Genomic DNA, 24,785 nt, shown 5'->3' on the forward strand with positions numbered 1-24,785 from the left:
CAGTGCAACATATCGCTGGCCCGAAACGTGTTAGAGGTGAGACCGGTCGCAAGCGAAACAATATAAAGCCGTGGACCCTATGCAGCTATCATCAAGGAAGCAGGGGAAGGAGACGATTGAAAAGGACAGTGAACAATACCCTTGAGCAGACGATCGAGGCTTGGGGTGCCATGGTCTACCGCATTGCGCTCGCGTATTGCGGCAACGCGCACGACGCAAGCGATGTTTTCCAGAACACATTCTTAAAACGACACCTTCACAGCGGCACCTTCACCGACGCCGATCACGAAAAGGCATGGCTCATTCGCGTGGCAATCAACTGCTCGAACGACATCCTGCGACAACGAGAAAATCGTTTGGCTGAACCGCTCGAAAGCCCCGCTGCAGAAGCCAAGGCAGCATCAGACTCGCTGCAGCAATTTGAATCGGAAAGCGGAACGGCAGCGCAAGACGTAATGCTCGAATGTGCACTTGCGGCGCTGTCGCCGAAACAACGAGCCGTGGTGCACTTGTTCTACTACGAGGGATACTCAACAACCGAGATCGCCGGAATCATCGGGGACGCACCCGCCACCGTACGCTCCCACCTACATCGTGCCCGCAAAGCACTGCGCATCGAACTGGAGGACACGCAATGAACGAACACGACTTTTTCACCCGCTACGCCGAACTCATGAAAAGCATAGAGCCCAGCGAGGAACTCGTCGCCGCGACGCTCGCCCGCGCGAAGGAGCAGACCACGCACTCGACACGCAAGACACGATTCCACAAGCCATACAAGCCATATGCAATTGCCGCCTGCTTCGTGGCAGGAGCGTTAATCGTCGGCGGCGTCGGATACGCTGTCGCGGCAGCGGGAGGAGCCGTCCCTTCGCCGCAGTCAGCAACGCAGACAGCCGCTCACGGCTTCACCGTTCGCGCCTGGGCGAGCGATGGCGAAACCATTCTCCCTTCCGAAGACGGGCGGATTGTCTTCGACCGCACGCACTCCCAATGGACGCAAGCCGGCGAAGCCGAAGGGTACTTCACCGGATGCACGTTCACCGTAGAAGGCGAGGGCATCTCCCGTGTGCAGGCGAGCATATCGGCGGGCGAGCTGTACCGACAAGACGTCACGACGATTTCCCAGACCAGCGACCCAATCGCCTTCAATCGCGCCGTCGATTGGAGCGACCGCTTTCGAGGGCTCGACAGCACGCTTTCGAGCTGCGACTCGGCTGTCGTCGTGAAGTGGGACGCCGAGGAAGGCGGAGACCTGAACGGCGAGGAGCCGCGAAGCGACCAGGAAATCCAAGCCGCCCTATTAAAGCGTTACGGATCGGTAATCGACCTCGCACTTGCAGACGCGCCCGGCATCGAAGACGGCACGACGTGCTTTGGCCTGTTCAACCCGGATGCCGAGGGTGACCCCTTATCGCTTTTCGACGGCGCCACGCTCACCGTAACGGCCACTTTCGAAGACGGAAGCACATCAACCCAGGTCATCACCTTGCACGAAGCGATGTTTCGCGTAGAACCTCGCTATGCCGACAACCCGACCTATTTCAACATGACGTCCGAGATGACAAGCCGCGAAGTCAAGGACGCAGATCCCGAGACGCGCATGGTCACCCCACTTGCCAACGGCGATGGAACGTACTCGATCGCATCGGTGTTCGGAGAGGTCGTTTCGGATACGAACGATTCGTTCCCCAACGCCAGCACGCAAGCAAACGAGTTCGCAAGCGCACTTATGCCAAACGGCGTTGACGAGAACGAAGACATCGTCGATGAAACCGAGCCTTTAGGCATAAACGCGAGTGAGCTGGATGTGCTGGGACCCGATGACACCGTTGCCGCCCAGAATATCGCGACTTCGACCGATGAACACGGCAATTATCAGGCTAACCTTATCGATTGCGGTTCGACCGTGATTCACGCACCTGAGGTGACGTTCGGCGACACACCGCCGCTCGGACGCACGAAAAACGAGTTCTTCTACCTGCAAGGATTCGGCGGCGACTCTGCCTATGCGGACAAATGGCTCCAATCGCGGTTCGGCATAGCCTTTAACGAAGACGGATCACTTGCCACGGACGGGTTCACCTTCGCAACGATCACAATCGATGTCGAGAACACCGGCGACGCCGACGAAGACTTCGTCGGAGGATGCGAAAACCTTGCAACCCTCGTAGTGATCGACGATGAGGGCAACGTGTCTCGCATCTCGCGCACGTCATACGAGCTCGTCGAAGAGGTAGCGGCGCCGTCACGAGCCGACGATTACGTTGGCACGCTCTACACCGCGCCAGCGAGAAGCCATGTAACCTGCACGTTCGCTTATGCGATTCCCTCGCACTTCGCGACGGACGAAAACGTGTATGTCATGGTGAACGGCAAGCTCTTTCCCGTTAACGCGTAAAGGGCGCGAGGGGGCTGGCGGTTGAAGGGATATACTTGGCTTCGAGAAGAAGTGGGGCGGCGGGTCGCTTGGGGTCTTGGGGTCTTGGTGGCCATCGGGGCCCTGGGACCCTGGGCCCTCGGCGTACCTGAGACCCTGGGGCTCTTCGGGATCCCTCGGGCTCGGCGGCCCGTGTTTCTGTACGTGGGGAGGTTTGCATGAGAATCGCTGTGAGCGCGTGCCTTTTGGGCGAGGCGTGCCGTTACGACGGATGCTCGAAACCGTGCGCGCGCGTGTCTGAGCTCACCACACTCGGGCACGAGCTTGTGCCCGTCTGCCCCGAAGTGGCGGGCGGCCTTCCCACGCCGCGCACCCCCTGCGAAATAGTACGGGCTCCATGGATGAAGAGCGGGAAAGCGCGCACGGCGGACAGCAGCACGCCGAGCTTCCTCGTAAGCGAAACCAATCGCGAGAAGAAGGAATGCCTGGGCGAGGCGGGACGCGGGTACGGGAGCTTTACCTCGTGCGAACGCGAAGCAAGCACGGCGGACGAGGATTCTTGGACAATTCTCGACGCGAGCGGAGCCGATCGCACGGCCACCTACGCCCTCGGCGCGCAGACCGAGCTTGCGCGCGCAAAGGAAGCAGGCTGTGAGCTGGCCATCCTCAAGGCGAAGAGTCCCTCATGCGGATCGGGGGAAGTCTACGACGGCACGTTTTCGGGCACGCTCGTGCCTGGATGGGGCATCGCCGCGGCCACATTCCGCGACGCGGGCATCACCGTAATCGACGAGACCGCCGACTTCAGCCGCCTATCCCGAATGTAGCCCGGCTGGCGGGATTAGCGAGGCCAGCGCCCCTCGGCCACTTCTATTCCACCGGGCTCAGCAGGTCGACCAAATCGTCGCGGGAAAGCGAGGCGAGCGACACACCAGACGCGCCGACGACCTGGTCGGCCAAGTCGCTTTTCGCCTCCTGAAGTGCGAGGATGCGCTCCTCGATCGTCCCCTTCGCGATTACGCGCTCGACGCTCACCACGTGCGTCTGCCCGATGCGGTGCGCGCGGTCGGTCGCCTGATCCTGCGCCGCCGCGTTCCACCAGGGGTCGGCGTGGATGACGACCGACGCGCCCGTGAGGTTGAGCCCCGTGCCGCCCGCCTTGAGTGAAATCAGGAACACGGGCGTGTCGTCGGCGTTGAAGCGGTTCACCAGCTCAAGCCGCTCCTCTTTAGGCGTGGCGCCCGTGATCATGAAGTAGCGCACGCCCGCCGCGTCGAGCTTGTCGGCAATAAGAGACAAGAAGCTTGTGAACTGGGAGAACACGAGCGCCTTCTCGCCGCCGCCCATCGCTGAATCTACCAGATCGCAAATCGCGTCGAGCTTCGCCGCAGGTCCCTTGTAGTTCTCGTAGAGCAGGCGCGGGTCGCAGCACAGCTGGCGCAGGCGCGTGAGCTCGGCCAAGATCTGCACCTTGCTCTTGTTGAACTCCGCATCCGACATGCCGCTCTTGCGCCCGCCGTCCTTGGCAGCCTTGTCGTTCTTCTGGCGCGTAAGTTCCTCACGAAGGCGCTGCTCATGTGCGGAATACAGCTTCAGCTGCTCGCCGGTCATGGGCGCGTACACTACGCTTTCGAGCTTCTCGGGCAAGTCGGAGAGCACCTGCGTCTTCAGGCGTCGCAGCATGAACGGACCCACGAGCGCCTGCAACCTGCGCGCGACGTCCTCGTCGCCGCCGACGATCGGCAACTCGAAGCGCTCGCGGAAGCGCGCATAGGGGCCAAGCAGCCCCGGCATCAGGAAATCGAAGATGCTCCAGAGCTCCGAGAGACGGTTCTCCATCGGAGTGCCCGTGAGCGCGAAACGATGCTCCGCCTCGACGCGCTTCACCGCGCGCGTGACGAGCGCCGCCGGGTTCTTCACGTATTGCGCCTCGTCGAGCGCGCACAGGAAGAAGCGCTCCCCCACCCAGTCATGGATGTCGATGCGAAGCAAGTCGTAGGAGGTCACAAGCACGTCGCACGGGTCGGTGGCGGCAGAGCCGTCGGGCGCGGGAAGCGAGAGCGCCCTGATACGGCGGCGCTCGGCTTTCGGGCCCGCGACGGCGCGAACCGTGAGCTCGGGCGCGAAGCGGGCGAATTCCTGCAGCCAGTTGTACACGAGCGACGCCGGACACACGATAAGGCTCGGCCCCACGCGGCGCGCCTCGTCGCAGCGGGCGAGCAGAAGCGAGATGAGCTGCAGCGACTTGCCCAGGCCCATCTCATCGGCGAGGATGCCGCCGAACCCCGCATCGCAGCGAGCGGAAAGCCAGCGGAAGCCTTCTTCCTGATAGGGGCGCAGCACGCTTGAGAGCTGGGCGGGCGGCGTGTAGCTTTGCTCGTCGACCGAGCGGAAATTGTCCACGTAGCTTTTAAAGGAGCGGTCGCGGTCGAGGTCTTTCTCCTCGTCGAGGTAAAACGCGCGATAGCTCGGCAGCTCGACCTTGCCGCTCGCGAGTTCCTTCAAAGAGATTCCCAGGTCAGACGCAATGCGATCGAGCTCGGCCAAGTCCATGTCCTCAAGCGAAAGGTACGCGCCGCCCTTGAGCTTGTGGTAGTGCTTGCGCTTGCGGTAGCTCGACAGCAGCGCGGCGAGCTCTTCGGATTCCAAATCGTCCGCGCTCACCGTCAGGTCGATCAGGTTGCCCGCAAGCGACACCCCCATGGAGATGCGCGGCTTGCCGTCGCGGATGAGGCGGTCGAAGGCGGGCGTGGTGAAGACCTCGCCGAGCGCACGGAACTCGGGCAGGCCGCCGAAGAGCAAGTTGCCCACCGCATCGTCGTCGGCGTTCGGGATGATCGGGTCCCCCAGGCCGAAGTAGCGCTCGACAAGCGTCGTCGCCCGCGCCTCGAGGCGGGCATCGCGCAGGGGACCCGGATCTTCGTGCACCGAGCCGTCGCGGTGAAGGGCAATCCCGCGCGCGGCTGCGGCAGCGCGGGCGCGCGCGACGGGCGCGGGCGCGCGCGAAGCATCGACGAGATGGGCGTCTTCGCCCGCCAAAACGTAGCGGAAGTCGCCGTAGGTCGCAACCGCCTCCACGCGAACGCCCGCGCGGACCTTGTCGAAGTAGAAGGAGATTTCGCCGGGCACGGGGCGGAAGCGCTCCACCTCAGGCGGTATGTCCATGTGCAGCGCCTTCTCCACCTGGGGTAACACGGCGGAGCAGAAAAGAGGCATGTCCTCCTTCGAGATGAACAGGCGCACATCGGAGCCCTCGTAGACCATGCGCAAGAAGTCGGCGCAGCGAGCAAGCTCCGGCGAGCAGCGGTACACGACGTTGCCCATCCACAGGTACATACGGCGGCCCTGCGCGGCAAGCACAACGTCGGAGCCGCGCTCGATGCAGTAACCGTCCTCGTTGGATTTCTCGAGCGACACCCTGACCTCGGGATCTGCGTGAACGATGTGTGCCTCAGTGACCGAGCGCGTGCCGATATCGGTGCCGCGAATGGTGAACGGCCCCCCGTCGAGCGCGTCGAGCAGCTCGACGACCTCCGCTTCCGAGAGGCTGATATCGCGACCGACATCGGGCGCCAAGGCGATGCCCCAGCGGGTGGTCTGCGCGCTCCGTTCGCGCAGGGAGACGGCGCGGTCGAGGAACTCCGCCACGCGACGGCCGCGCTCGGTAAGGAGCGCCGGTGCGTGCGTGAAAGCGAGCTTCTTCCCATAGGAGAATCGCTCGCCTGCACGCATGCGCGACACGAAGTCGGAGATGCTCTTCATAACGTAGGAGGACGTGGGGCTTGCCACCTTGAAGCTTGCCGACCACAGACGGTAGCCGTACGTGAGCGTGCACTCGAGGTCGATCGAGCCTTCCATGTCGCTGTCGTCGGCGAACTGCTCGCCACGGCGCATGAGCTCGGTGATGCAGGCCGATGTCGCCACGTGGCGCTTCGGCGTGTAACCCATGAACTTCTCAGGCGCGCGGGAGAAGGAGAGCGCGAGCGCTGCGCAGTGTTTGCACAGCCCGTCGTATTCCACCACCGCGGGGCAGGTGCACGACCAATCCTCGACCGTTTCCTCGTCAGGCGACAGATAGACGGACGCACGATAGTGGTCGTCCCATCCGCTTGAGCTTGCGACCTGGGCAGACAGTACTGTCTCCCCCACCTCATAGCGCACGCGCTTCGTCAAGATGTTGCGATCGTTCGCGGCTATCCGCTCGGCGCGGGCAAACGTGCGTGAATTGCAATTGGCAGCTATTTCGCGTTCCGAAATCACATGACTCCTTTTTTCGTAAACGCTAGTGTAGCACGGCGATGCAAGCGTAAACGCACGCCCCCGCCGTTTGAGGCGACGGGCGCACGAGCGGAGCTGGTGGCCCTAGCAGAGAAGGACGGCGAGCGCTGGCGAATGGGCAGCGGCGCCCCGCGAAGACGAGCGCACTCAGGCAGCGCGCGGGCGCGAGGGAAAAGTCAGGCGCGCGAAGGGGCACAGCGGCGCTACAATCAGGCGGAGGGAAAGGCAGGGACAACATGGCGATCGAAGACGACATCGCGGCATACGAGCCTGCAAACGAGCAGGAAGAAGTCGACAAGCAGGTGATTCTCTCAGTGCTCGGCACGTGCGAGAACGCGTTTTCCCGCGAGGCGCTCGCGCATATGGCGTGTTCGATCTGGGTCGTGAGCCCCGATTGCGCGCAAACGCTGCTCGTATTCCACAACATCTACGGCTCGTGGTCGTGGATTGGGGGCCACGCCGACGGCGAGCGCGACCTTGCTGCTGTCGCGCTGCGCGAGCTTCAGGAGGAAACGGGCGTGTCGCACGCGCGCATGGTGACGCTCCCGGCGGGGAACATCTACTCTCTTGAAGTGCTCACCGTCGACGGACACGAGAAGCGCGGGAAGTACGTCGGGTCGCATCTGCATTTGAACGTGACATATCTCGCCGTGGCCTCCCCCGAGGAGCCAATCCGTATAAAGCCTGATGAGAACAGTGGCGTGAAATGGGTGCCCACCGAAGACGCCATCGCGCTTTCCACCGAGCCCTGGATCCGCGAGCGCATCTACCGCAAGCTCATCGACAAGCTGGACGATCCTGTTGTGAAACGCGGAATCGAGCGCATCGCGAGGGCGTTCGTGTAGCAAGCAAGCGAGCCGAAGGCGGCACCCCGAAAAAGGGCAAGCGGTGCACGCCGTTCGCTCCTGCATCATGAATCCAGCGCCCTGCGACAAGTCGATCGATGCCGGCGCCAACGCGACAATCCCCCGCACGACAAAGCCGTACGGGGAATCCGGGCGTAAACAACAGCGTTACGCAAACCCGCAAGCCCCGGGGACAGGGCTCGGGCGTGTGGAGATCGGCGTGCTCTCGCGCGCCGTGCGACAACGGGAGGGAACGCTGTCGCACGACATGCCGGCATCCGCCGAGATTTGTTCAGCGAGATGGCTTTTCGTCAAGGCCCGCAGCCGGGCCGCCGGGCGGCTTAGGAAGCGCCGCACCGCACTTCGAGCAGACGGCCGCCCCCTCGCCGTTGTTGGTCCCGCAAACAGGACACGTCCCGCGAACGAGAAGGGGGATAGGCTTCCCTTCGCATTTTCCGCATGAAACGCAAACCGCGCACATGGCCTATCTCCTTCTCTTTTCGCCGAGCCTACGCGCACGACGGCGCAAGGCTTCCCGCAGGACCGCCACATAGGCGCTCGCGGCCCCGCGAGTCAATCAACCGTTACTTTTCCAGGCAGTACAGGACCTGCTTCGGCTTTTCGGCCAGATCCTTCGCCAAATCCGCGATGTCGCCGTACTTCAGCACATGTGCCTGGCAGTGCTTCACGCACGTCGGCTCGGCCTCGCCTTGGGCCATGCGCTCGGCGCACTGATCGCACAGGTCAGTGAAGATCGGCATGTTGATGTCGGTCCACTTGTCCTCACCGATCTGATAAACGCCCTCTTCGTGCAGCTTTACACCGCAATGTCCTTCGGGGAAACCCCTATGCGAAAGCTCCACCGTGCACGCCATCTCGCAGGTATGGCAGCCAGAGCACCACTCGTAGTCGACCAGAATACCTTTAGCCATGGTTTATTCCCCCGCCTTCTCTTCGTAACCAAGCGGATTGGAAAGCGTGTTGTGGTCGCCTTCCTCGCACTTGTAAATGCGGCACAGAACAGTCTTGTAGTTCGAACCGAAGCCCGAACGACCCGGATCGTAGGCCAACAGCTGGTTGATGTTGTAATCGAGCATGCCGGAATAACCTCCGTCTTCCCAGCCTTCCTGCTCAGGCATCCACCAACCATGGTCAGTCGATGCGTAACGAGGATCGAGCGCCTCGGTGAGCTCGACGCGACGCTTCGCGCGGCCGCGCTGGTTCTCGACCCACACCCAGTCGCCTTCGCGAACACCGCATTCGGCAGCGGTCTTCGGATTCATCTGGACGATCGGATCGGGGCGCATAGCGCGCAGCTTCGGGACCTGACGATGTTCGGAATGGAACAGCGACCAGTTGCGCGCACCCGTGGTGAGCACAATCGGGTATTCCTTGTAGAGCTCCGGGTCGGCAATCGGGCCGGGCGACGGTTCGTCGAACGACGGCACACACTGGATGCCGATCTTGTTGAAATAGCTCGACCACAACTCGATACGACCCGTTGCCGTCTGGAATCCAACCTGGCCGTCGGAGCGCAGCAAGCCCTTCTTGTACTTGTAGTACTCGAAGTCGAGGTAAGTCGGAGCCGCCTCACGCAGCTCCTCGAAGGACATGTCCATGCCCTCGAGAATGTGAGAGAACATCTCTTCCTCGGTGTCCCACGGGTAGAACTCGGGGCAGATGCGCTTGCCGATCTCGAGGTTGATCACCATGTCGGATTTCGCTTCGCCGACCTGGATCGCCTTGTTGATGGTCTCGCCGCGCTGCACGCCGTCGCCGATGCGGATGCCGTTGCGCTCGGCGAACGTGCAAGCCGGCAGGAAGACATCGGCCAGCGCCTGAACGGTCGGGGTCATGTACATGTCGACGGACACGATGAACTCGAGCTTCTTCAGCGCGTTGTACGTACGGCGCGTGTCAGGCGAGGAATTCACGAGCGGGTTGGTGGTCTGCATCCAGGCAGCCTTCAGCGGGTAATCGTTACCGAGCTCGTCCTTGCCGGTTTCCAAGCATTCAATCGTCACATCGGTCGACGCATTCTTGAAACCGTAACGGTAAAGCGGGTACTTATGGATGCCGAGACGCTTTTCCTTCTGCTCGTCGGAAAGGTTCTCGCCACCCCAACCGGCATAGTACGGAAGAATCGACGGAGGAGCGATCATGCCGCCCGGGTTGTCGACGTTGCCCGTGATCTGGAAGATGGCGGAAAGTGCCTGGCAGGACGGAACAGCTTCCTTCGACATGTCGGTCGAAACGCCCCACTGCATGATGGCGCCGTCTGCGTTCGCGATCATGCGAGCCGCCTCGACGATCTTCTCGGGTTTTACCCAGCAGATCTCGGCGGTCTTCTCGGCAGTGTAGGGCTCGCATGCCTCTTTCAGCTGATCGAAGCCATAGCACCAGCAATCGACGAATTCCTTGTCGTAGATTTCTTCCTCAATCATGACGTGCAGGATGCCCATGGCAAGCGCGGCGTCGGTGCCGGGACGCAGCGGCAGGAAAATTTCGGCCTTCGTACCGAGCCATGTCATCTTCGGGTCGACGGAAATGATCTTCGAGCCGCGCTTCATACAGTCAACGACCCAGTGTCCGTACAAGCCATCGGAATTGGAAACGATCGGGTTGTTGCCCCAAAGCACGATGCACTCGGGAACCTTCCAACGAGGATCGTCATAGCGCTTGGTGAACTGCTGCGAGTAGTCGCCAACCCAGAAAGATCCCGACGTGCACATAGAACTCGCAATGCGAGGTACGAAGCACGCGCAGCCGGAAAGCGCGAACACGACGTTAGGGCTGCCGAACGACCAGGCAAGATGGCTGATCCACGGAGCGATATCGCGGCCGGTGCCCTTGAAGAAGAGCACGGACTGAGCACCGAATTCCTCTTTGTATGCGAGAAACTTCTCTGCGATAAGGTCGTACGCTTCGTCCCAACTGATGCGCTCCCACTTGTCCTTGCCGCGATTCTTCGGGTCGCGCTTCATGGGGTACACGACGCGATTCTCGTTGTAGGCGGATTCCATCAAGTCGAGGCAGCGCACGCACAAACGTCCCTTGTTGAACGGGTTTTCGGGGTCGCCTTCAACCTTTACAAGCTTGCCGTCCTTGTCGGTATACAGAAGCAGACCACACCCAAGATGGCATCCAGGACCCGACCACGCGCTGCCGCGTGTGACCGTGTACTCGCCTTCTTGGTAACGCCAAGGCTTTTCGTGTTCGACGTACTCGTACTTGTCGGGCCTGCCGATCTTCTCCCCCGCATGACGCTCATGGGACACGTCTTTGAATTCTGCCATGCTATTCTCCTCTCGAATCCTCCATCGAAGCGGCAGGTCATACCCGCTGCTTCACCGTCCCTGGTAATCAGTATAGATACCGCACGAAGCGCGCGTTCGTCGTTAAAGGAAAGGTACTTTCCAAAATGGAAACGACGCCCGCGCATATGCGATCGGTAAGAATTCCCGCTTACCTCGAACGCCTAAATGACATAGCCCTTCTCCTGCAGCCGCTCGGTGCAGTACCGGGCAGCATCGATGCACGGATCGACGACTTCAGCTTCGGTATCCCTATTCCAAATCGCGCTTACGTAATATTCCGTGTTCTCGTCATTGATTCGAATGAAATCGATGCGTTCGCCGAACATCGGCATATTGTGCTCCGAAGAGAAACCGACGGCATTTTGAAGCTCGACACCCAAGTAAAGCGAGTCGACGTCTCCGTAATGTCCGATTTCTCCCTCATGGTCCGCTGGAAGCAGGCTGGCAATATACTCGCTCATCCCCGGATACCTGTCGGAGCTCGGGAGAAGCAAGTGAAAGGGTTTAAGATCCTCGACGAGGATTCCCTCGCCCTTCTTCTCCGCCAAAGGATGCTTCGAGCCCACGATCACATCGAACCGATCTTTGTACATCGGCATCGAACCACAGCGAGCGGTATCGCCGAAACTCGGATCGAGACCGAACGAGAAATCGACCTTGCGCGTGCCTATCGCGTCGAACAGCTCGCCGTATTCCATGCAGATCGGAATCGCCTTGATATCGGGATTGCACCTCGCCAACCGTTTCAAGAACATGGCGATAAACGGATGCGCCGCATTGCGAAGATATCCCACGCGAACAACTCTTCTGTACGACTTCGAAGCCATCTCGAGACGCGTGACCGCACGATCCCAGCAGTTGACGATTTCCCTCGCTTCTTCAAGGAACACCTCACCGCACGCCGTCAGCTCAACGCCATGGCTGTCGCGCCTTAAAAGCTTCACCGCAAGTTCTTTTTCCATTGCGGAAATATGCTTGCTCAGAACCGATGAGCTCACATAGAAGCGACGCGCCGTCGCGCTGAAACTGAACGTCTCAGAAAGATCGATAAATTCCTTCAAGTAATCGATGTTCATTGCTTTGCCCCCTCAAGCAAAACGCATCCGCTGCACTATCCCCAAAGCGCTAGTAAACGTAATGGACGAACAGGCCGTCTTCCGTCTCGCGGCTTTCGAATCGGTCCTTCATTGTACAATCGTGAGTAAGAACGAGCCTCGTCATATCGCCTTCGATCTGATCGAGAATCCATGCGTAAGCCTCGAAAACCTTGATCATCGAACCCGACCGACCGAGAATCGGGGCAAGATAACCCTTCCATTCGCCCATTCCCACAAGATTTGCGGGCCGCACGGCGATATCGCCCGCAATGACGTACTTCTTGAACGTATCGGAGGTCGCCGCCCCCAGAGCCCCTGACACAACGCGAATGCCCTGTTCGTTATGGACGACAACGGGCTTCGTCTGCGTTCCTGCCTCGCGCGGGCTTTCCTTCACAACCACAACCTGCTCGGCAACGGAATGGCAGTCGTTGAAAACACGCAAGTCGATTCCCGGCAAAAAGTTGACGACGTCCCCGTTGAGCAGCACGAGCCTCCCCTCGTCGACCATCGCCCGCATCGGCGGATAATCGCTCGCGAATGCAGCGGGAAGAACGGCTTGCGCGTACTCGGGTTCGCCGACCATGCGCTCCCACGACTCGAATTCCTTCTGCTGGATGTAAATCCGGGCGTTCGGGAACCGGCATACGCCGCTGATGTGGTCGATATGGGCATGAGTCAAGATGACGATGTCGATATCCTCGGGCGTCAGATCCACTTGCTCCAAAGCCCACACCACCCCATGGCACGTCGTGATCAGTTCGTCCCACAACTGCTTCTTCACCAGGTCTTCGGTATCGACGCCGGTATCGACGAGGATGTTATGGCCGCCTCCCTGCACGAGAGTCACCGAATGTACGTTCTGCTCGGATTGACCTGGGCGAGGGTTTCCCACCATACCGTAGATAAATTCGCTTCCCCAAGGGCCGATGCCGTATTCGATGTTCGTGATTTTATAGTGCATGAAAACACTCCCTCGATCCGTTTTCATAACGTTTCAGAAAAACGGCCGCAGTTTCAGTGACTGCGGCCGTCTCGGCTGGGCTACTCCAACAATCTCATTGAAAAGCTTTCGAATCGAATCGAGCCATTAACTAAGCTGCAAGCGGGAGCATGAAGCCGCCGATGAAGTAGATGACCAGCACTTCCACGAGAACGTAGATGACCGAGCAAAGCCATCCAGCGCGAGTGAGCTCCGTCGTCGTGTAGTAGCCCTCGCTGTAGGAAACCATCATCGGGGGGCTGAACGGCATGAGGAAGCTGCCTGCCGTGACCGAAGCCATGAGCATCGCAAAGATTGCGGGCGAGACGCCTGCCGCAACGCAGAAGCCCATGACCGGCGGCACGAACAGCGCGCACAGTGCAGGCGCTGCCGGCACGAAGGTATGGATGACGTACGCGACGGCCATGATGATGATGAGCGCGACCAGCGTGTTCATGCCAAGGATTCCGCTGGAAAGGAAGAGGTTCACCAGGTAAGCTGCAACACCAGTCGATGCACAGGCGTTCGCCATGCACATAACGCCGCCGACCATGAGGATGACGCCCCAGCCTTCTGCAGACTCGAATTCCTTCCAATTGAGGATATCGATACCGGGAACGAACGCGATGGCGAGCATGACGATGATCACGTTGACGTTGGTGAGGATCGGCACCCAGTTGCCGGCAATGAAGCCAACGACCAGCACGATCATGTAGATAAGCGACTTGATGTCGAGCGCGCTCATGGGCTCGTCATCCTTCTTCGCGATGAGAGCCGCCTCTTCTTCGGTCAGCGACTCAGGCGGAAACACCTTGCACAGGATAATCCACAGCACCGGAATCATGACGACCGCGATGATAAGGCCGGGGACGAACCACTCGAAGAACCCGATGCTCAAACCGTAAGTGGAGGTCAGAAGGCCAGCGCACAGGATGTTGAGCGAATGACCAAACGGAGTGATGAAACCGCCGATAATAGCGGCGAACGCAATGCCCATGGCAAGGCAGCGGCCGAGGTTGGGCTTGTTTTCCTTGGCATTGATTGCCTTCAAGAACGGCAGGGCGAGCGCCATGCCGACTGCGACGGCACCGGTGTCGGTCATGAACATGGACACAATGGCGGTCGCGATCATGTACGCCAGGACGACCGACTTCGCCTTCGTTCCCGCCTTCGACACAAGAGCGGTAACCAAACGGCGTCCAAGGGACGTCTTAATCATGATAGCGGTCATCACGAACACGCCGAAGATGAACCAAACCGTGGCAGACGTGAAACCGCTCCACGCATCGGCGAATTTGGGAACAACGCCCAAAACGCACAGAAGGATAGCACCTAGAAGGCCAGTCACGCCCGCGGGCAACGTATCGCAAATCCAGAAGATGATCGCAAGCAAAAGAATGCCAAGGGACATGATCGCCTCATGGGACAAATCAGCAGTAGCCGGCACGAATGCGCACACCGCGAGCGCAATGATGCCGAGGATCAGGCCGATAAGGCGCTTGGTAAACCCTTTTTTCGCCGCCGGTTTCTTGGCGGCTTTTTCGTTGCTCATTCTTCTCCCCTTTCGTAATCGATTATGAGTTTTGATTTCCTTACTAGAGAATGCTCGATCCCATCACCTTTTCCTCCCCCTTTTTGATCTAGCTGGCTTCCTATTGCCTGACTGGCCCGACATCTCAGTGAGAATCTGCATCGGAGCCAGGTCAAACGCATCGATTGCGCTTTTCTTCCCCTGTTTGGGATCGAGCCCGAAATAATCCCTCACTTCGGACATGGTTTGCTTGATATCGGTATTCGGCTGCTGTAAAATGCCGTCCTCTTCGCGTTTTTTGAAGCGGATGTAGCTGATGCTGAGAATCACAACGAACGCCGCAACCACAAGATACGTCGCAATAGAAGAGTCCATCTTTCCCCCGTTCAGATGCGCGTGCAGTATGTCGAAATCCGCGCACTCGCTTCAAGCCCCGTCTTCACGGTGCAATCAGCAGCCCCTCTTGCTGCACGGCACCGTAAACGCGTTTCTCAGTTTATTCAGCAGAGCGCGAAACGGCGTTTCGCATATGGAAGCGCCGTTTCCAAAAAGGAAAGATGCGCGGTCGGTTGACGGCGCAATGGTTGAGCAGGCGTGGGACCACCCGCATGGCTTTTCAATCCAGGCATGCCGAAGAATGCGCAAACTTTGTCGGGCTTCGGTTCGAACTACAAGACTGTTCTGTGCCGCATTTACAAGTGCGAGGAAGGCGACCACAACACGCTTTCCCGCTTCAGGAACAAATCGCGTCATGATAACCGACTGAACGGAGAGCTATCCATCGGCGAAAAGGTCCCCCTTCAAAATTGGAACAAAAAACCTATTCGTTTGAGCGTATGGTTTTTAATGTTTGAAAATTGTTTTAACTATTCGTTTTAGCGAACAGTTTTGTTAGAATGTTCCCAAATTCAAAGCTGGATTCAAGGAGGCGCCATGCTCACGACGCATCAAGCCGCACAACTGCTCGGCGTTAGCAATCGAAGGGTTCAAGCGCTCGTCCGCGATGGCGCCATCGAAGCGCAAAAGGTGTCAGGTGTTTGGCTCATCAGCGAAGATTCCATCAAGGAGAGAATCGGCACCGTCAGCAAAAAAGGCGGCCGGCCGGCGCGAGGCCGAGGGAAAAGCGAAACCGAATTCGCGCTCATGAACAGGGGGCACGAGATCGCGCAGGTCATTTACGACAGTCGACGCAAAGAGTTCACCTATATGAGCTCCGACGTCGACGAGGCGCGCGCTCCAATCGGTCTGCTCAACGACACCGGCAACATGCTCGCTAACTTCAATTCCTGGTGGCGAGGAAGGGGAATTCCCCAAACGAGGCATCGGCTGGACGCGCTCCTTAACGAGGCAGGGGTCGCGCTCCCCCAAGAGCTCATCCAACGAAACCTCGGGCTTTCCTTGTCCGATCACTATTGGATTCGCCCAATCGGCTCGGCACTTGCATGGGAAGACGTCAACTTCTTCAACAATGACTTCAACCAGGTTTCGCTCATCACAGCCGAGTTCGTCGTCGATGGCAAGACCACCGCAGCAAAGCCCGACAACACTTCCGATGGAAATCTGGAAAAACGCTGGGTTTGCCGCAACGGAAAGCGACTCCTTCTGAAGGGCGGCACGCAATATGGTCAGGAGCCATACAATGAAGTGGTGGCGACCGCGCTGCACAGGCGCCTCCTCAAACGCGGCGACTACGTCCCATACGGTATCGAGGGAGAGGGAGCGACCGCGTTGAGCCGCTGCGCGAACTTCCTAACCGACGAGGAAGAGTTCGTCCCCGCTCTTTACGTTGAACGACACCTCGAACGCGATGCTCGTTTAAACGATTACGAGCACTACCTCGCGTGCTGCGAAGCGCTTGGGGCCTCCGGGGCGGTGAGCTCTCTCGACCGCATGATCGTGTGCGACGACGTTATCGCCAATCACGACCGGCATCATCGCAATTTTGGAATCATCAGGAACGTGGAGACCCTCGAATGCCGCCCGGCGCCGATATTCGACTCCGGCTCGTCTCTTTGGTGCAATATCCCAACGTCGCAGCTTGTCGCCGGCGAGCACAGTTTCGAAAGCAAGCAGTTCTACGCAAGCCCCGCGAAGCAGATGCTTCTCGTTCAAGACATGAGCTGGTTCAGCAGAAGCAAGCTAGAAGGGTTCGTTGATGAGGCCCTCGGCATCCTGTCAAAAAACGAAGCGCTTGCATCGAGGCTTCCCTCCATCGAAGCCGCGCTCGAATGGAGGGTCGACAGAATGGTCAACATCGCGGAGTGGAGCTAGCGCGACGCCGGCGAGTCTTTACGCGCCTTAGAACGCCTCGAAGCGAGCGCGGCGTTGTTCTACCAGGTCATCGGCAGGAACGGTTGCCAGCTCGGCAAGCTCGCGGCGCACGTAGTCGCGCACCACGTCGACTGCCGCATCAGGGTTCTCGTGCGCAGGGGCGGGCCCTTCGGAGAGCACGTCGTCGACGATGCCCATGCCGTGCGCCTCGGCGGCGCTCATCTTCATGACGGCAGCGGCCTCGGGGGCACGCGTGCGGTCCTTCCACAAGATGGACGCGAAGCCCTCGGGCGACAGCACGGAGTACACCGCATGCTCCTGCATGGCGACGCGGTTCGCAACGGCGAGCGCGAGCGCACCGCCCGAGCCGCCCTCGCCCAGAAGCACGCTTACGATAGGAACCTTCATGCCCGCCATGGCGAGCAGGTTGTCGGCGATGGCGTTTCCCTGCCCGCGCTCCTCGGCCTCCATGCCGCAGAACGCGCCCTGCGTGTCGACGAAGCACACGATGGGGCGCCCGAACTTCTCGGCCTCGCGCATGAGGCGCAGGCTCTTGCGGTACCCCTCCGGCTGCGGGCAACCGAAATTGCGCTTGATGCGATCCTTCAAGTCGCAGCCCTTTTCCTCGGCGATCACCGTGACCGCCTGGTTGCCGATCCAGCCGACGCCCGCGACGATCGCACCGTCGTCGCCGAACCCGCGATCGCCGTGGAGCTCGATGAACCCGTCGACGATACGATCGATGTAGTAGCGCGACGTGGGCCTGTGCACATTGCGCGCGAGCTGCACGCTTTCCCATGCGCTCGAGGTTTGCGCGCCCGAAGCGGCCTGCGCATCGGCAGCGGGCTCGGCGGCAGGCGCTCCCGCGGTGGGCGCGCACGTGGCGATCTTCTCGTCCGAGATGTTGCCCGCATGCGCGTCGGCGGCGGCGCGGCGGCGGTCGGCCTCGCGCTCGAGCTGCTTCGTCTTGCCCCCGAACCACCCGAAGACGGTCTCGGCGAGCGACAGGGAAAGCGAGTCGTCTTCCCCATCGTCGCGCAGCAGCCCCTCGTCGACGGGGAGCAGACCGTACGTCACCTTGTTGTAGGTGTCGGTGCCGTGCTCGAGGTTCGACTTCACCGAATCGTACGTGACGATCATGCGCTCCTCGCCCGCGACCGGCTCGCCCTGCACGTGCGTCGCGTAATGGAGCGCGAGCAGCTGCGCGAGCGTCGCACGCAGATCAGAGCGCGACACGACGGCGTCGATGAGCCCGTGCGCGAGCGCGAACTCGGCGGTCTGGAAGCCTTTGGGAAGCTCTTGCTTGATGGTGTCGCGAATCACGCGCTGACCCGCGAAGCCAATGAGCGCATGGGGCTCCGCGAGGATGATGTCGCCCTGCATGGCGAACGACGCGGTGACGCCGCCCGTCGTCGGGTCGGTGATGACCGAGATGTAGGGCAGGCCGCGCTCGGCCAGACGCGAAAGCGCGCAGGATACCTTCGCCATCTGCATGAGCGACGCCAAGCCCTCCTGCATGCGCGCGCCGCCCGAGGCGGTGAACGCCACAACGGGCAGTCCCTCGTCGGCCGCACGGCGCACAAGGCGCGCCATCTTCTCGCCGACGGCCGTGCCCATCGACCCCATGAGGAAGGTGGATTCCATGACCGCGAACGCCGTGCGGATGCCGGCAATACGGCCTGCACCGGTGCGGATGCCCTCGTCAAGGCCCGTTTTCTCACGCAGCGCCGCCAGCTTCTCGGTGTAACCCGGGAACTCGAGCGGGTCGGGTTCGGGCATATGGGCGTCCCATTCCTCGAAGCTGCCGGAGTCGAGCAGGTCGGCGATGCGCTCGTCGGAGGTCATGCGGAAATAGCCGCCGCACGTCGGGCACACGTAGTGCGAGGCGGCGAGGCTTTCCTCGGCGAATTTCAGCCCGCAATGGGGGCACGCGCGCCACTTGTCGACCGCAGGCGCCGCCTTCTCCGTGGTGCACAGCACCCAGCCGAGCGCCGGGGTGTCGTTCTTCAGCGGGCGGAAGACGTTCACGCCGCGCGAGATAGCACGCGAAAGGAAGCCGTCGACCTCGCCGAGCGGCTGCGACTCATCGCACAGGAGCAACGTGCCCGCGCCGCATTCCTTGGCCGCATCGAGCACGGCATGGGCGTTGCAGAACAGGGCGTCGGAGTACTTCTCGCCCAGGCACACCGTGCCCGCCGCCTGGCGCAGATAAGGCTCGAAGCGCTTGTCGGTGGTATAAGGCAGCCACACCGAGAAGCCAGCGTCGATGGCAGCCTGCACATATTGCCTGGCCATGCGGCCGCGCGACATGAGCAGCACGCGAGGGCGGGCATCTTCGTCTTCCTTAGCGTCGACCGGGGAGTACGCACTCGCGTCGCCCGAGGGAACGACGTTGTACCCCGACGAATCGGCCGCGTCGACGGCGTTCGGAGCGAGCGCGCCCTCGGCCGCCGCCTCCTCGGCAATCCGCGAGAGGCGATACGCCACGCCCGCCTCAGGCGCCGCCGCCTTCCCCTGCTCCGACGTCAAGGCTGTGGGAGCGAACGCCCCGTCTGCGTTAAACGTCACATACCCTTGCTTTGCGATCTTCATGCCAACCCTCTTTGACTACCTGTTTTCCCTGGAAATCGAGCTATTCCTCGGAACGTGCGAGCACGTACTTCTGCGTCGCCGTGGCGCACACCTTATCCCCGACGCGCGCCTCGACGTCGGCCACGACCATGCGGCTCGAAGACTTCACGATCGTCGCCGAAAGGGTGAGCACGTCGCCCGGCAGCACCTGGTTGCGAAACTTCGCCTTGTCGATGCCCGCGAAGAAGCCGAGCACGCCTTCGTCCGCGCGATCGACGAGCGCGCAGAACGAGGCGGCTTGCGCGAGCGCCTCCATGATGATGACGCCCGGCAGCACCGGGTGCGTCGGGAAGTGGCCGCGAAACAGCGGCAGGTCGGGGTCGACGTCGAGCTCGGCCGTGATCGAGGTGCCCGGCGTGCATTCCACCACGCGCGTCATCCACACGAAGGGGTCGCGATGCGGGAGCACCCGCTCGATGTCCTCGCGACCGCAAGGGAACTGAATATCCATCAAGAAGAACCTTTCTCTTTCGCAAGCGCGGGCCGCAAGCTCGAGGCAGCGCTGCTCGCGGTTCGCAAATGCGCGAGCAGCGAGCGCCCCTATTCCGCCGCAACCTCGTACGGCGAGATCGCCAGGCAGGCATTGTGCCCGCCGAAGCCGAGCGAGTTCGACAGCGCCACCTTCTGCTTGTAGTTCTCAAGGGGCTCGGTAAGCACGTTGGCGGGAGCCTCCGGGTCGGACGTTTCGAAGCCGGCCGTCGGCGGCACGCAATCGTTCGCGACGGAAAGCGCCGTGACGATCGCCTCGACCGCGCCTGCCGCGCCGAGCGTATGGCCCGTCGTGCCCTTGACCGAGCACACGGGAACCTTCGTGCCCGCCTCTTCGCCGCACAGCGCGCGCAGCGCCTTGGACTCGGTGAGTTCGTTGGCATGCGTGCCTGTGCCGTGCGCGTTGAAATGTCCCAGGTCAGCAGCGGTAAACCCGCCTTCCTCAAGCGCGATGCGCATCGCGCGGACCACACCTTCCCCCTCTGGATCGGGGGCTGTCATGTGGTAGGCGTCGCCCGTCGAGCCGAAGCCGGTGATTTCCGCTAAGGGCTTCGCGCCGCGCGCCAGGGCGTGCTCGAGCGACTCCAGGATAACCGCGCCCGCGCCCTCGCCGGCGACGAAGCCCTCGCGGTTGAGGTCGAACGGACGGGAAGCGCGCAGGGGGTCCTCCTCGCGCGAAAGAGCGCCGAGGTTCGCGAAGCCCGCGATGCAGATGGGGTTCACGCTTTCCTCCGCGCCGCCCGCAAGCGCCACGTCGGTGTAGCCGTGGCGGATGTCGCGCACGGCCTGCCCGATGCAGTGGGCGCCCGTCGCGCACGCGGTGACGACGTTGATGCACTCGCCCTTCATACCGTAGCGAATCGCCAGGTTGCCTGCGGCGATATTGCCGATCATCGTGGGCACGAACAGCGGGCTCACACGCTTAGGCCCCTTCTCGAACAGCGTCTTGAAGCCGCTCTCGAGCTCGTCGATCCCGCCGATGCCGCTACCGAAGACGACGGACACGCGCGAGGGGTCCTCGTCCTCCATGGAAAGGCCTGCCTGCGCGATAGCTTCGTCGGAGGCAACGATCGCGTACTGCACGAAGCGCTCGAAGCGGCGCGACTCCTTCTTCGTGAGGCCGTGCTCGGTGGCGTCGAAGCCGCGGATCTCGCCGGCATTGTGGACCTCGTAGTCGGTCGTGTCGAAGCGCTCGATGGGGCGGATACAGCACTCGCGGCCCATGACCGCCTTCCACAGCGCCTCCACGCCGACGCCCGCGGGCGTGATCGCGCCCATGCCGGTAATCACGACGCGGTTCGATCCGTCGGGTCGCTTGGTGTTCACGGTTGCCTCGCTCATAGCGCCATACCTCCGTCGATGCAGATAACCTGACCGGTAATGTAGCCAGCCTCGTCACTGGCCAGGAATTTCACTAGACTCGCCACGTCCTCGGGCCTGCCGAGGCGCCCGCATGCGATGCGCGAGGAAATCGCCTCGCGCTGCTTGTCGGAAAGCGCGTCGGTCATGTCGGTCTCGATGAACCCGGGCGCCACGGCGTTCACCGTGACGTTGCGCGCCGCAAGCTCGCGGGAAAGTGACTTCGTGATACCGATAACGCCCGCCTTCGACGCCGCGTAGTTCGCCTGCCCGGCGTTGCCCGCCACGCCCACGACGCTCGACATGTTGACGATGCGGCCCGAGCGTTGTTTCATCATGATCTTCGCGACGGCCTTGCAGCAGTTGAACGTGCCCTTCAGGTTCACGTCGATCACCGCGTCGAAGTCTTCTTCCTTCATGCGCGCCACGAGCCCGTCACGCGTGATGCCCGCGTTGTTCACGAGGACGTCGAGCCGCCCGAAAGCGGCGTGCGCGGATTCCACGAGCGTCTGCGCCTCTTCGGCCGACGCGACGTTCGCCACAAGGGCGAGCGACTTCACGCCGTAGGTGGCCGAAATCTGCGCGGCGAGCTCCTGCGCGGCAGGAAGACTTCTCTCGCTCGAGCAGTTCACGCACACGTTCATGCCCGCCTCGGCGAGCGAAAGCGCGATCGCGCGGCCGATGCCGCGGCTCGATCCGGTGACGAGCGCTCCTTTGCGCTCGGGTTTAACCTGTTCAGTCATGGGTTTTGCTCACTTCCCAACTAATGGACGGGTGTTTTAGCTTGCGTCGGACTCAAGCGATTCGAGCGCTGCGTCAAAGCTCGCCAGATCCTGCACGCAGGTCCGAGATGCCTTGCGGTCGATTCGCTTGACGAGGTTCTCGAGAACGCCGCCGAAACCGACTTCCCAAAACGTTGTGTGGCCCTGCTCCTCAAGCGCCTCGACGCTTTGCTGGAAGCGGACCGGGTGCGTAAGGTGCTCCGCGAGATGCTCGCGGGCACAGGCGGCGGAAAGCGGCGACGCATCGACATTGCAGATAAGAGGGATGGCAGGCTCGCTGAACTCGACTCCCGCCAGGTACTCGGCGAGCTTTTCGGCCGCGTCGGCCATAAGCGGGCTGTGGAAGGCGCCCGATGTGGCAAGACGCGCGAAACGTCTGCCCTCGGCGGCCCACGCCTCTTCTGCGCGCGCAACGGCATCAGGCGTGCCCGAGATGACAATCTGACCTGGGCTGTTATAGTTCGCAGGCACGAGCACGTCGCCCTGAGCGCACGACTCGCACACGGCGCGGACGGCTTCGTCGTCGGCCTTGAGCAGCGCGCTCATGGCGCCCATATGGGCGCTTGCGGCCTCGGCCATGAATTCGGCACGCGCCTTCACGAAGCGGTAGGTTTCCTCTTCGGAGAGCATGCCGGAGACGGCGAGCGCGGACACCTGACCGAGCGAGAAGCCGAGCACGGCTGCCGGCACCACGCCGCGAGCCATGAGGGCGCGAGCTATGCCGACCGAGAGCACGCAAAGCGCAGGCTGCGCGTAGCGCGTGTCGTTGAGCTTTTCGGGGGAAGCCGTTGCCACCAGGTCGGCGAGGTCGTAACCGAGCACGTCAGAAGCGCACTCGAACGACGAAGCCACCTCGGGGACGCTCATCAGGTCGACGCCCATGCCGGGCTTTTGCGACCCTTGGCCGGAGAATAGGAATACGGGGTTCATGCGATCGATACCTTCCTCCACCGTGACTACAAGCCCAAGCGATGGCGCTCGGCATTCGCGTCCGCCATCTGCTGGAGGGTGCACCCGCCGAGCGCTTCCGCCTCGCTCATAAGCTCGGAAATGACTTCTTTCGCGCTCTTGCGCTCATGCACCACGACTGCGATCTGGCCGGACATGATAGTGCCGTTGTCCACATCGCCCTCTACAGCGCGGCGCAGCGAGCCCACGTACATACGCTCGAGCTCGTCGCCGTTCTTCGCAAGGTCGCCCTCGAGCTTTTTCACCGAGCGGGCGAATTTGTTCTTGAGGCAACGCACCGGATGGCCCGACCCGCGGCCGGTAACGATCGTGTCGGAATCCTTCGCGGAGAGAATCTTCTCCTTGTACGCGTCGGCCACGGTGCACTCGTCCACCGTGAGGAAGCGCGTGCCCATCTGCACGCCCTCGGCGCCGAGCGCGAACGCGGCGGCGATGCCGCGACCGTCGGCGATGCCGCCTGCACCGATGACGGGGATGGACACCGCGTCAGTCACCGAAGGCAAGAGCGCCATCGTGGTGAGTTCCCCCACATGGCCGCCCGATTCGGTGCCCTCCGCCACGACGGCGTCGGCGCCAAGGCGCTCCATGCGGACCGCGAGGGCGGTCGATGCGACGACGGGGATGACCTTGATGCCCGCAGCCTTCCACATCTCCATATAGTTCGCAGGGCTGCCGGCGCCCGTGGTGACCACGTCGATCTCCAGGTCGACGAGCAGCTTCGCGAGCTCGGCGGCATTGGGATCCATGAGCATCACGTTCGCGCCAAGCGGCTTCGACGTGATCTTGCGCGCGGCTTCCACCTGGTCGCGCACCCAGTCGAGCGGCGCGCCACCGCAGGCGATGATGCCAAGGCCGCCCGCTTCGCTAACTGCGCCCGCAAGGCTCGCGTCCGCGATGCGCGCCATGGCACCCTGAATGATAGGCACCTCAATGCCCAGGAGTTCGGTAACACGAGTTTTCACGTTCAAAATTCCTTTCCAAAACTGGGGATATCCCAGTTCGAAGCCGCTTGGATGCGGCAGTTCGATTCTTTGCGTCAGCAGTTCATGGTAAATTTGAGCCCATTTGAATGCAAGCGCCATGCGACCCCTTCACGAGAAGAACGGCCTGCGTGGCCGCAAAGGCCGACTTGCTTTCACACTTGCTTACAGGTGTATAAATAACGTTCATGATGATTCAATTTTACTCCACATTATTCTCGAATTTGGGGAGATATGTCGCATAGGGAGATATACGCCATAAAGAGACGCCCCTCACCAAGCGGGAAGAGAGGGGACGCAAAGAGAAATCCCCGCCAAGTGGGGAGATATATGGCGGAAGAAGAAGCGCCCTCGCTAAGTGAGGGCAGGTTTGACGCGAGGAGACACGTTCCCTTTGCAGGCATCCTTGGCGAAGGATCCCTTGGCACCCGGGCGTTTTCCCCTCAGCGTTTTCGAAAGAGTACAGCGAAACGTGGCGATTCTGGCAGAAATGAGAAACTCTGCTCGGAAGGGCTCGCTGGCATCATCGCCGCCAACGATGTCGTCACAGCTGCCAGCGAGGATAGCCGCCCGTACGCTCGAAGGCGGCGGATCAGAGGCGCCACCGGACACGAAGCGCCCAGCCAAAACGCGCGCGGGCGCAGAGGCGCCGCCGGGGATCCAGCGGCGCCAGATGGTCATCTTATTTCAAAACGCCCAGGTAGAAGGCGCGCATGAGCACGGTCGCCGCGCGCTCGCGGGATGCGTTCTCGCCGGGGGCGAGGCGCTTGCCGGCAGGCTCGTCGTAGCCCTCGACGAGCCCCTTGTCGGCGGCCCACTTGAGGTAGGGGGCGGACCACTCGCTCGCGTCGGCGCCGTCCACGAAGGCGGACAG

At 61.5% G+C, this 24,785-nt stretch carries 20 protein-coding genes; 5 read left to right on the forward strand and 15 right to left on the reverse strand.

Annotated features, from left to right (window positions below; genetic code table 11):
* Positions 1-116 precede the first annotated feature (116 nt).
* From Q0G18_RS00735 to Q0G18_RS00745, 3 genes are all read left to right on the forward strand, one after another.
* Positions 117-638 carry an RNA polymerase sigma factor gene (locus Q0G18_RS00735; RefSeq protein ID WP_297148548.1) on the forward strand — a complete coding sequence of 174 codons (522 nt, stop codon included), beginning with the start codon at positions 117-119 and terminating at the stop codon, positions 636-638.
* Positions 635-2,401 carry a hypothetical protein gene (locus tag Q0G18_RS00740; protein ID WP_297148550.1) on the forward strand — a complete coding sequence of 589 codons (1,767 nt, stop codon included), beginning with the start codon at positions 635-637 and terminating at the stop codon, positions 2,399-2,401. The genes Q0G18_RS00735 and Q0G18_RS00740 overlap by 4 nt, the downstream gene beginning before the upstream one ends.
* Before the next feature lie 197 nt (positions 2,402-2,598).
* Entirely contained in the window at positions 2,599-3,207 is a 609-nt protein-coding gene (locus Q0G18_RS00745) for a DUF523 domain-containing protein (RefSeq protein ID WP_297148552.1), read from the forward strand.
* A 43-nt stretch (positions 3,208-3,250) separates the two neighbouring features.
* On the opposite strand, the gene Q0G18_RS00750 is transcribed toward Q0G18_RS00745, so the two are convergent.
* On the reverse strand, positions 3,251-6,640 hold the full coding sequence (locus Q0G18_RS00750) for an SNF2 helicase associated domain-containing protein (RefSeq protein ID WP_297148556.1): 3,390 nt from the start codon (positions 6,638-6,640) through the stop codon (positions 3,251-3,253).
* Positions 6,641-6,894: 254 nt separating this feature from the next.
* Between Q0G18_RS00750 and Q0G18_RS00755 the strand changes: the two genes are divergently transcribed.
* Positions 6,895-7,503 carry an NUDIX hydrolase gene (locus Q0G18_RS00755; protein ID WP_297148559.1) on the forward strand — a complete coding sequence of 203 codons (609 nt, stop codon included), beginning with the start codon at positions 6,895-6,897 and terminating at the stop codon, positions 7,501-7,503.
* A gap of 292 nt (positions 7,504-7,795) precedes the next feature.
* Here Q0G18_RS00755 and Q0G18_RS09470 read toward each other — a convergent pair whose 3' ends face one another.
* The 7 genes from Q0G18_RS09470 to Q0G18_RS00785 form a co-directional block, all read right to left on the reverse strand.
* Entirely contained in the window at positions 7,796-7,984 is a 189-nt protein-coding gene (locus Q0G18_RS09470) for a zinc-ribbon domain-containing protein (protein WP_366768820.1), read from the reverse strand.
* A 103-nt stretch (positions 7,985-8,087) separates the two neighbouring features.
* Positions 8,088-8,435, reverse strand: coding sequence for an oxidoreductase (locus Q0G18_RS00760; RefSeq protein WP_297148561.1), 348 nt, complete (start codon positions 8,433-8,435; stop codon positions 8,088-8,090).
* 3 nt (positions 8,436-8,438) lie between these two features.
* Positions 8,439-10,799: a molybdopterin-dependent oxidoreductase gene (locus Q0G18_RS00765; RefSeq protein WP_297148564.1), complete on the reverse strand. Its 2,361-nt coding sequence runs from the start codon at positions 10,797-10,799 to the stop codon at positions 8,439-8,441.
* Between the two features lie 182 nt (positions 10,800-10,981).
* Positions 10,982-11,896, reverse strand: coding sequence for a LysR family transcriptional regulator (locus tag Q0G18_RS00770; RefSeq protein WP_297148567.1), 915 nt, complete (start codon positions 11,894-11,896; stop codon positions 10,982-10,984).
* 49 nt (positions 11,897-11,945) lie between these two features.
* Complete coding sequence (locus Q0G18_RS00775; protein ID WP_297148569.1) at positions 11,946-12,881, reverse strand: MBL fold metallo-hydrolase; 936 nt, start codon at positions 12,879-12,881, stop codon at positions 11,946-11,948.
* Positions 12,882-13,011: 130 nt separating this feature from the next.
* Complete coding sequence (locus Q0G18_RS00780; protein WP_297148571.1) at positions 13,012-14,451, reverse strand: DASS family sodium-coupled anion symporter; 1,440 nt, start codon at positions 14,449-14,451, stop codon at positions 13,012-13,014.
* Between the two features lie 63 nt (positions 14,452-14,514).
* Positions 14,515-14,805, reverse strand: coding sequence for a hypothetical protein (locus Q0G18_RS00785; protein ID WP_297148573.1), 291 nt, complete (start codon positions 14,803-14,805; stop codon positions 14,515-14,517).
* A gap of 558 nt (positions 14,806-15,363) precedes the next feature.
* Between Q0G18_RS00785 and Q0G18_RS00790 the strand changes: the two genes are divergently transcribed.
* Complete coding sequence (locus Q0G18_RS00790; protein ID WP_297148576.1) at positions 15,364-16,701, forward strand: DNA-binding protein; 1,338 nt, start codon at positions 15,364-15,366, stop codon at positions 16,699-16,701.
* 27 nt (positions 16,702-16,728) lie between these two features.
* Here the strand turns inward: Q0G18_RS00790 and accD are convergent, their stop codons facing one another.
* The 7 genes from accD to Q0G18_RS00825 form a co-directional block, all read right to left on the reverse strand.
* Positions 16,729-19,293, reverse strand: coding sequence for an acetyl-CoA carboxylase, carboxyltransferase subunit beta (gene accD, locus Q0G18_RS00795; RefSeq protein ID WP_297148578.1), 2,565 nt, complete (start codon positions 19,291-19,293; stop codon positions 16,729-16,731).
* Between the two features lie 40 nt (positions 19,294-19,333).
* Positions 19,334-19,783, reverse strand: coding sequence for a 3-hydroxyacyl-ACP dehydratase FabZ (gene fabZ, locus Q0G18_RS00800; protein WP_297148579.1), 450 nt, complete (start codon positions 19,781-19,783; stop codon positions 19,334-19,336).
* An 89-nt stretch (positions 19,784-19,872) separates the two neighbouring features.
* Entirely contained in the window at positions 19,873-21,162 is a 1,290-nt protein-coding gene (gene fabF / locus Q0G18_RS00805) for a beta-ketoacyl-ACP synthase II (RefSeq protein ID WP_297148582.1), read from the reverse strand.
* A complete protein-coding gene (gene fabG / locus Q0G18_RS00810; protein ID WP_297148585.1) occupies positions 21,159-21,923 on the reverse strand; it encodes a 3-oxoacyl-[acyl-carrier-protein] reductase in 765 nt (254 codons plus the stop codon). The genes fabF and fabG overlap by 4 nt, the downstream gene beginning before the upstream one ends.
* Before the next feature lie 36 nt (positions 21,924-21,959).
* On the reverse strand, positions 21,960-22,892 hold the full coding sequence (gene fabD / locus Q0G18_RS00815; RefSeq protein WP_297148586.1) for an ACP S-malonyltransferase: 933 nt from the start codon (positions 22,890-22,892) through the stop codon (positions 21,960-21,962).
* A gap of 26 nt (positions 22,893-22,918) precedes the next feature.
* On the reverse strand, positions 22,919-23,899 hold the full coding sequence (locus Q0G18_RS00820; RefSeq protein ID WP_297148588.1) for a nitronate monooxygenase: 981 nt from the start codon (positions 23,897-23,899) through the stop codon (positions 22,919-22,921).
* Between the two features lie 694 nt (positions 23,900-24,593).
* Positions 24,594-24,785, reverse strand: a 192-nt coding sequence (locus tag Q0G18_RS00825; protein WP_297148589.1) for an S-layer homology domain-containing protein, incomplete at its 5' end; no start/stop codon positions are given.

It is taken from the genome of uncultured Ellagibacter sp., assembly GCF_934636505.1.
Classification (GTDB): Bacteria; Actinomycetota; Coriobacteriia; order Coriobacteriales; family Eggerthellaceae; genus Ellagibacter.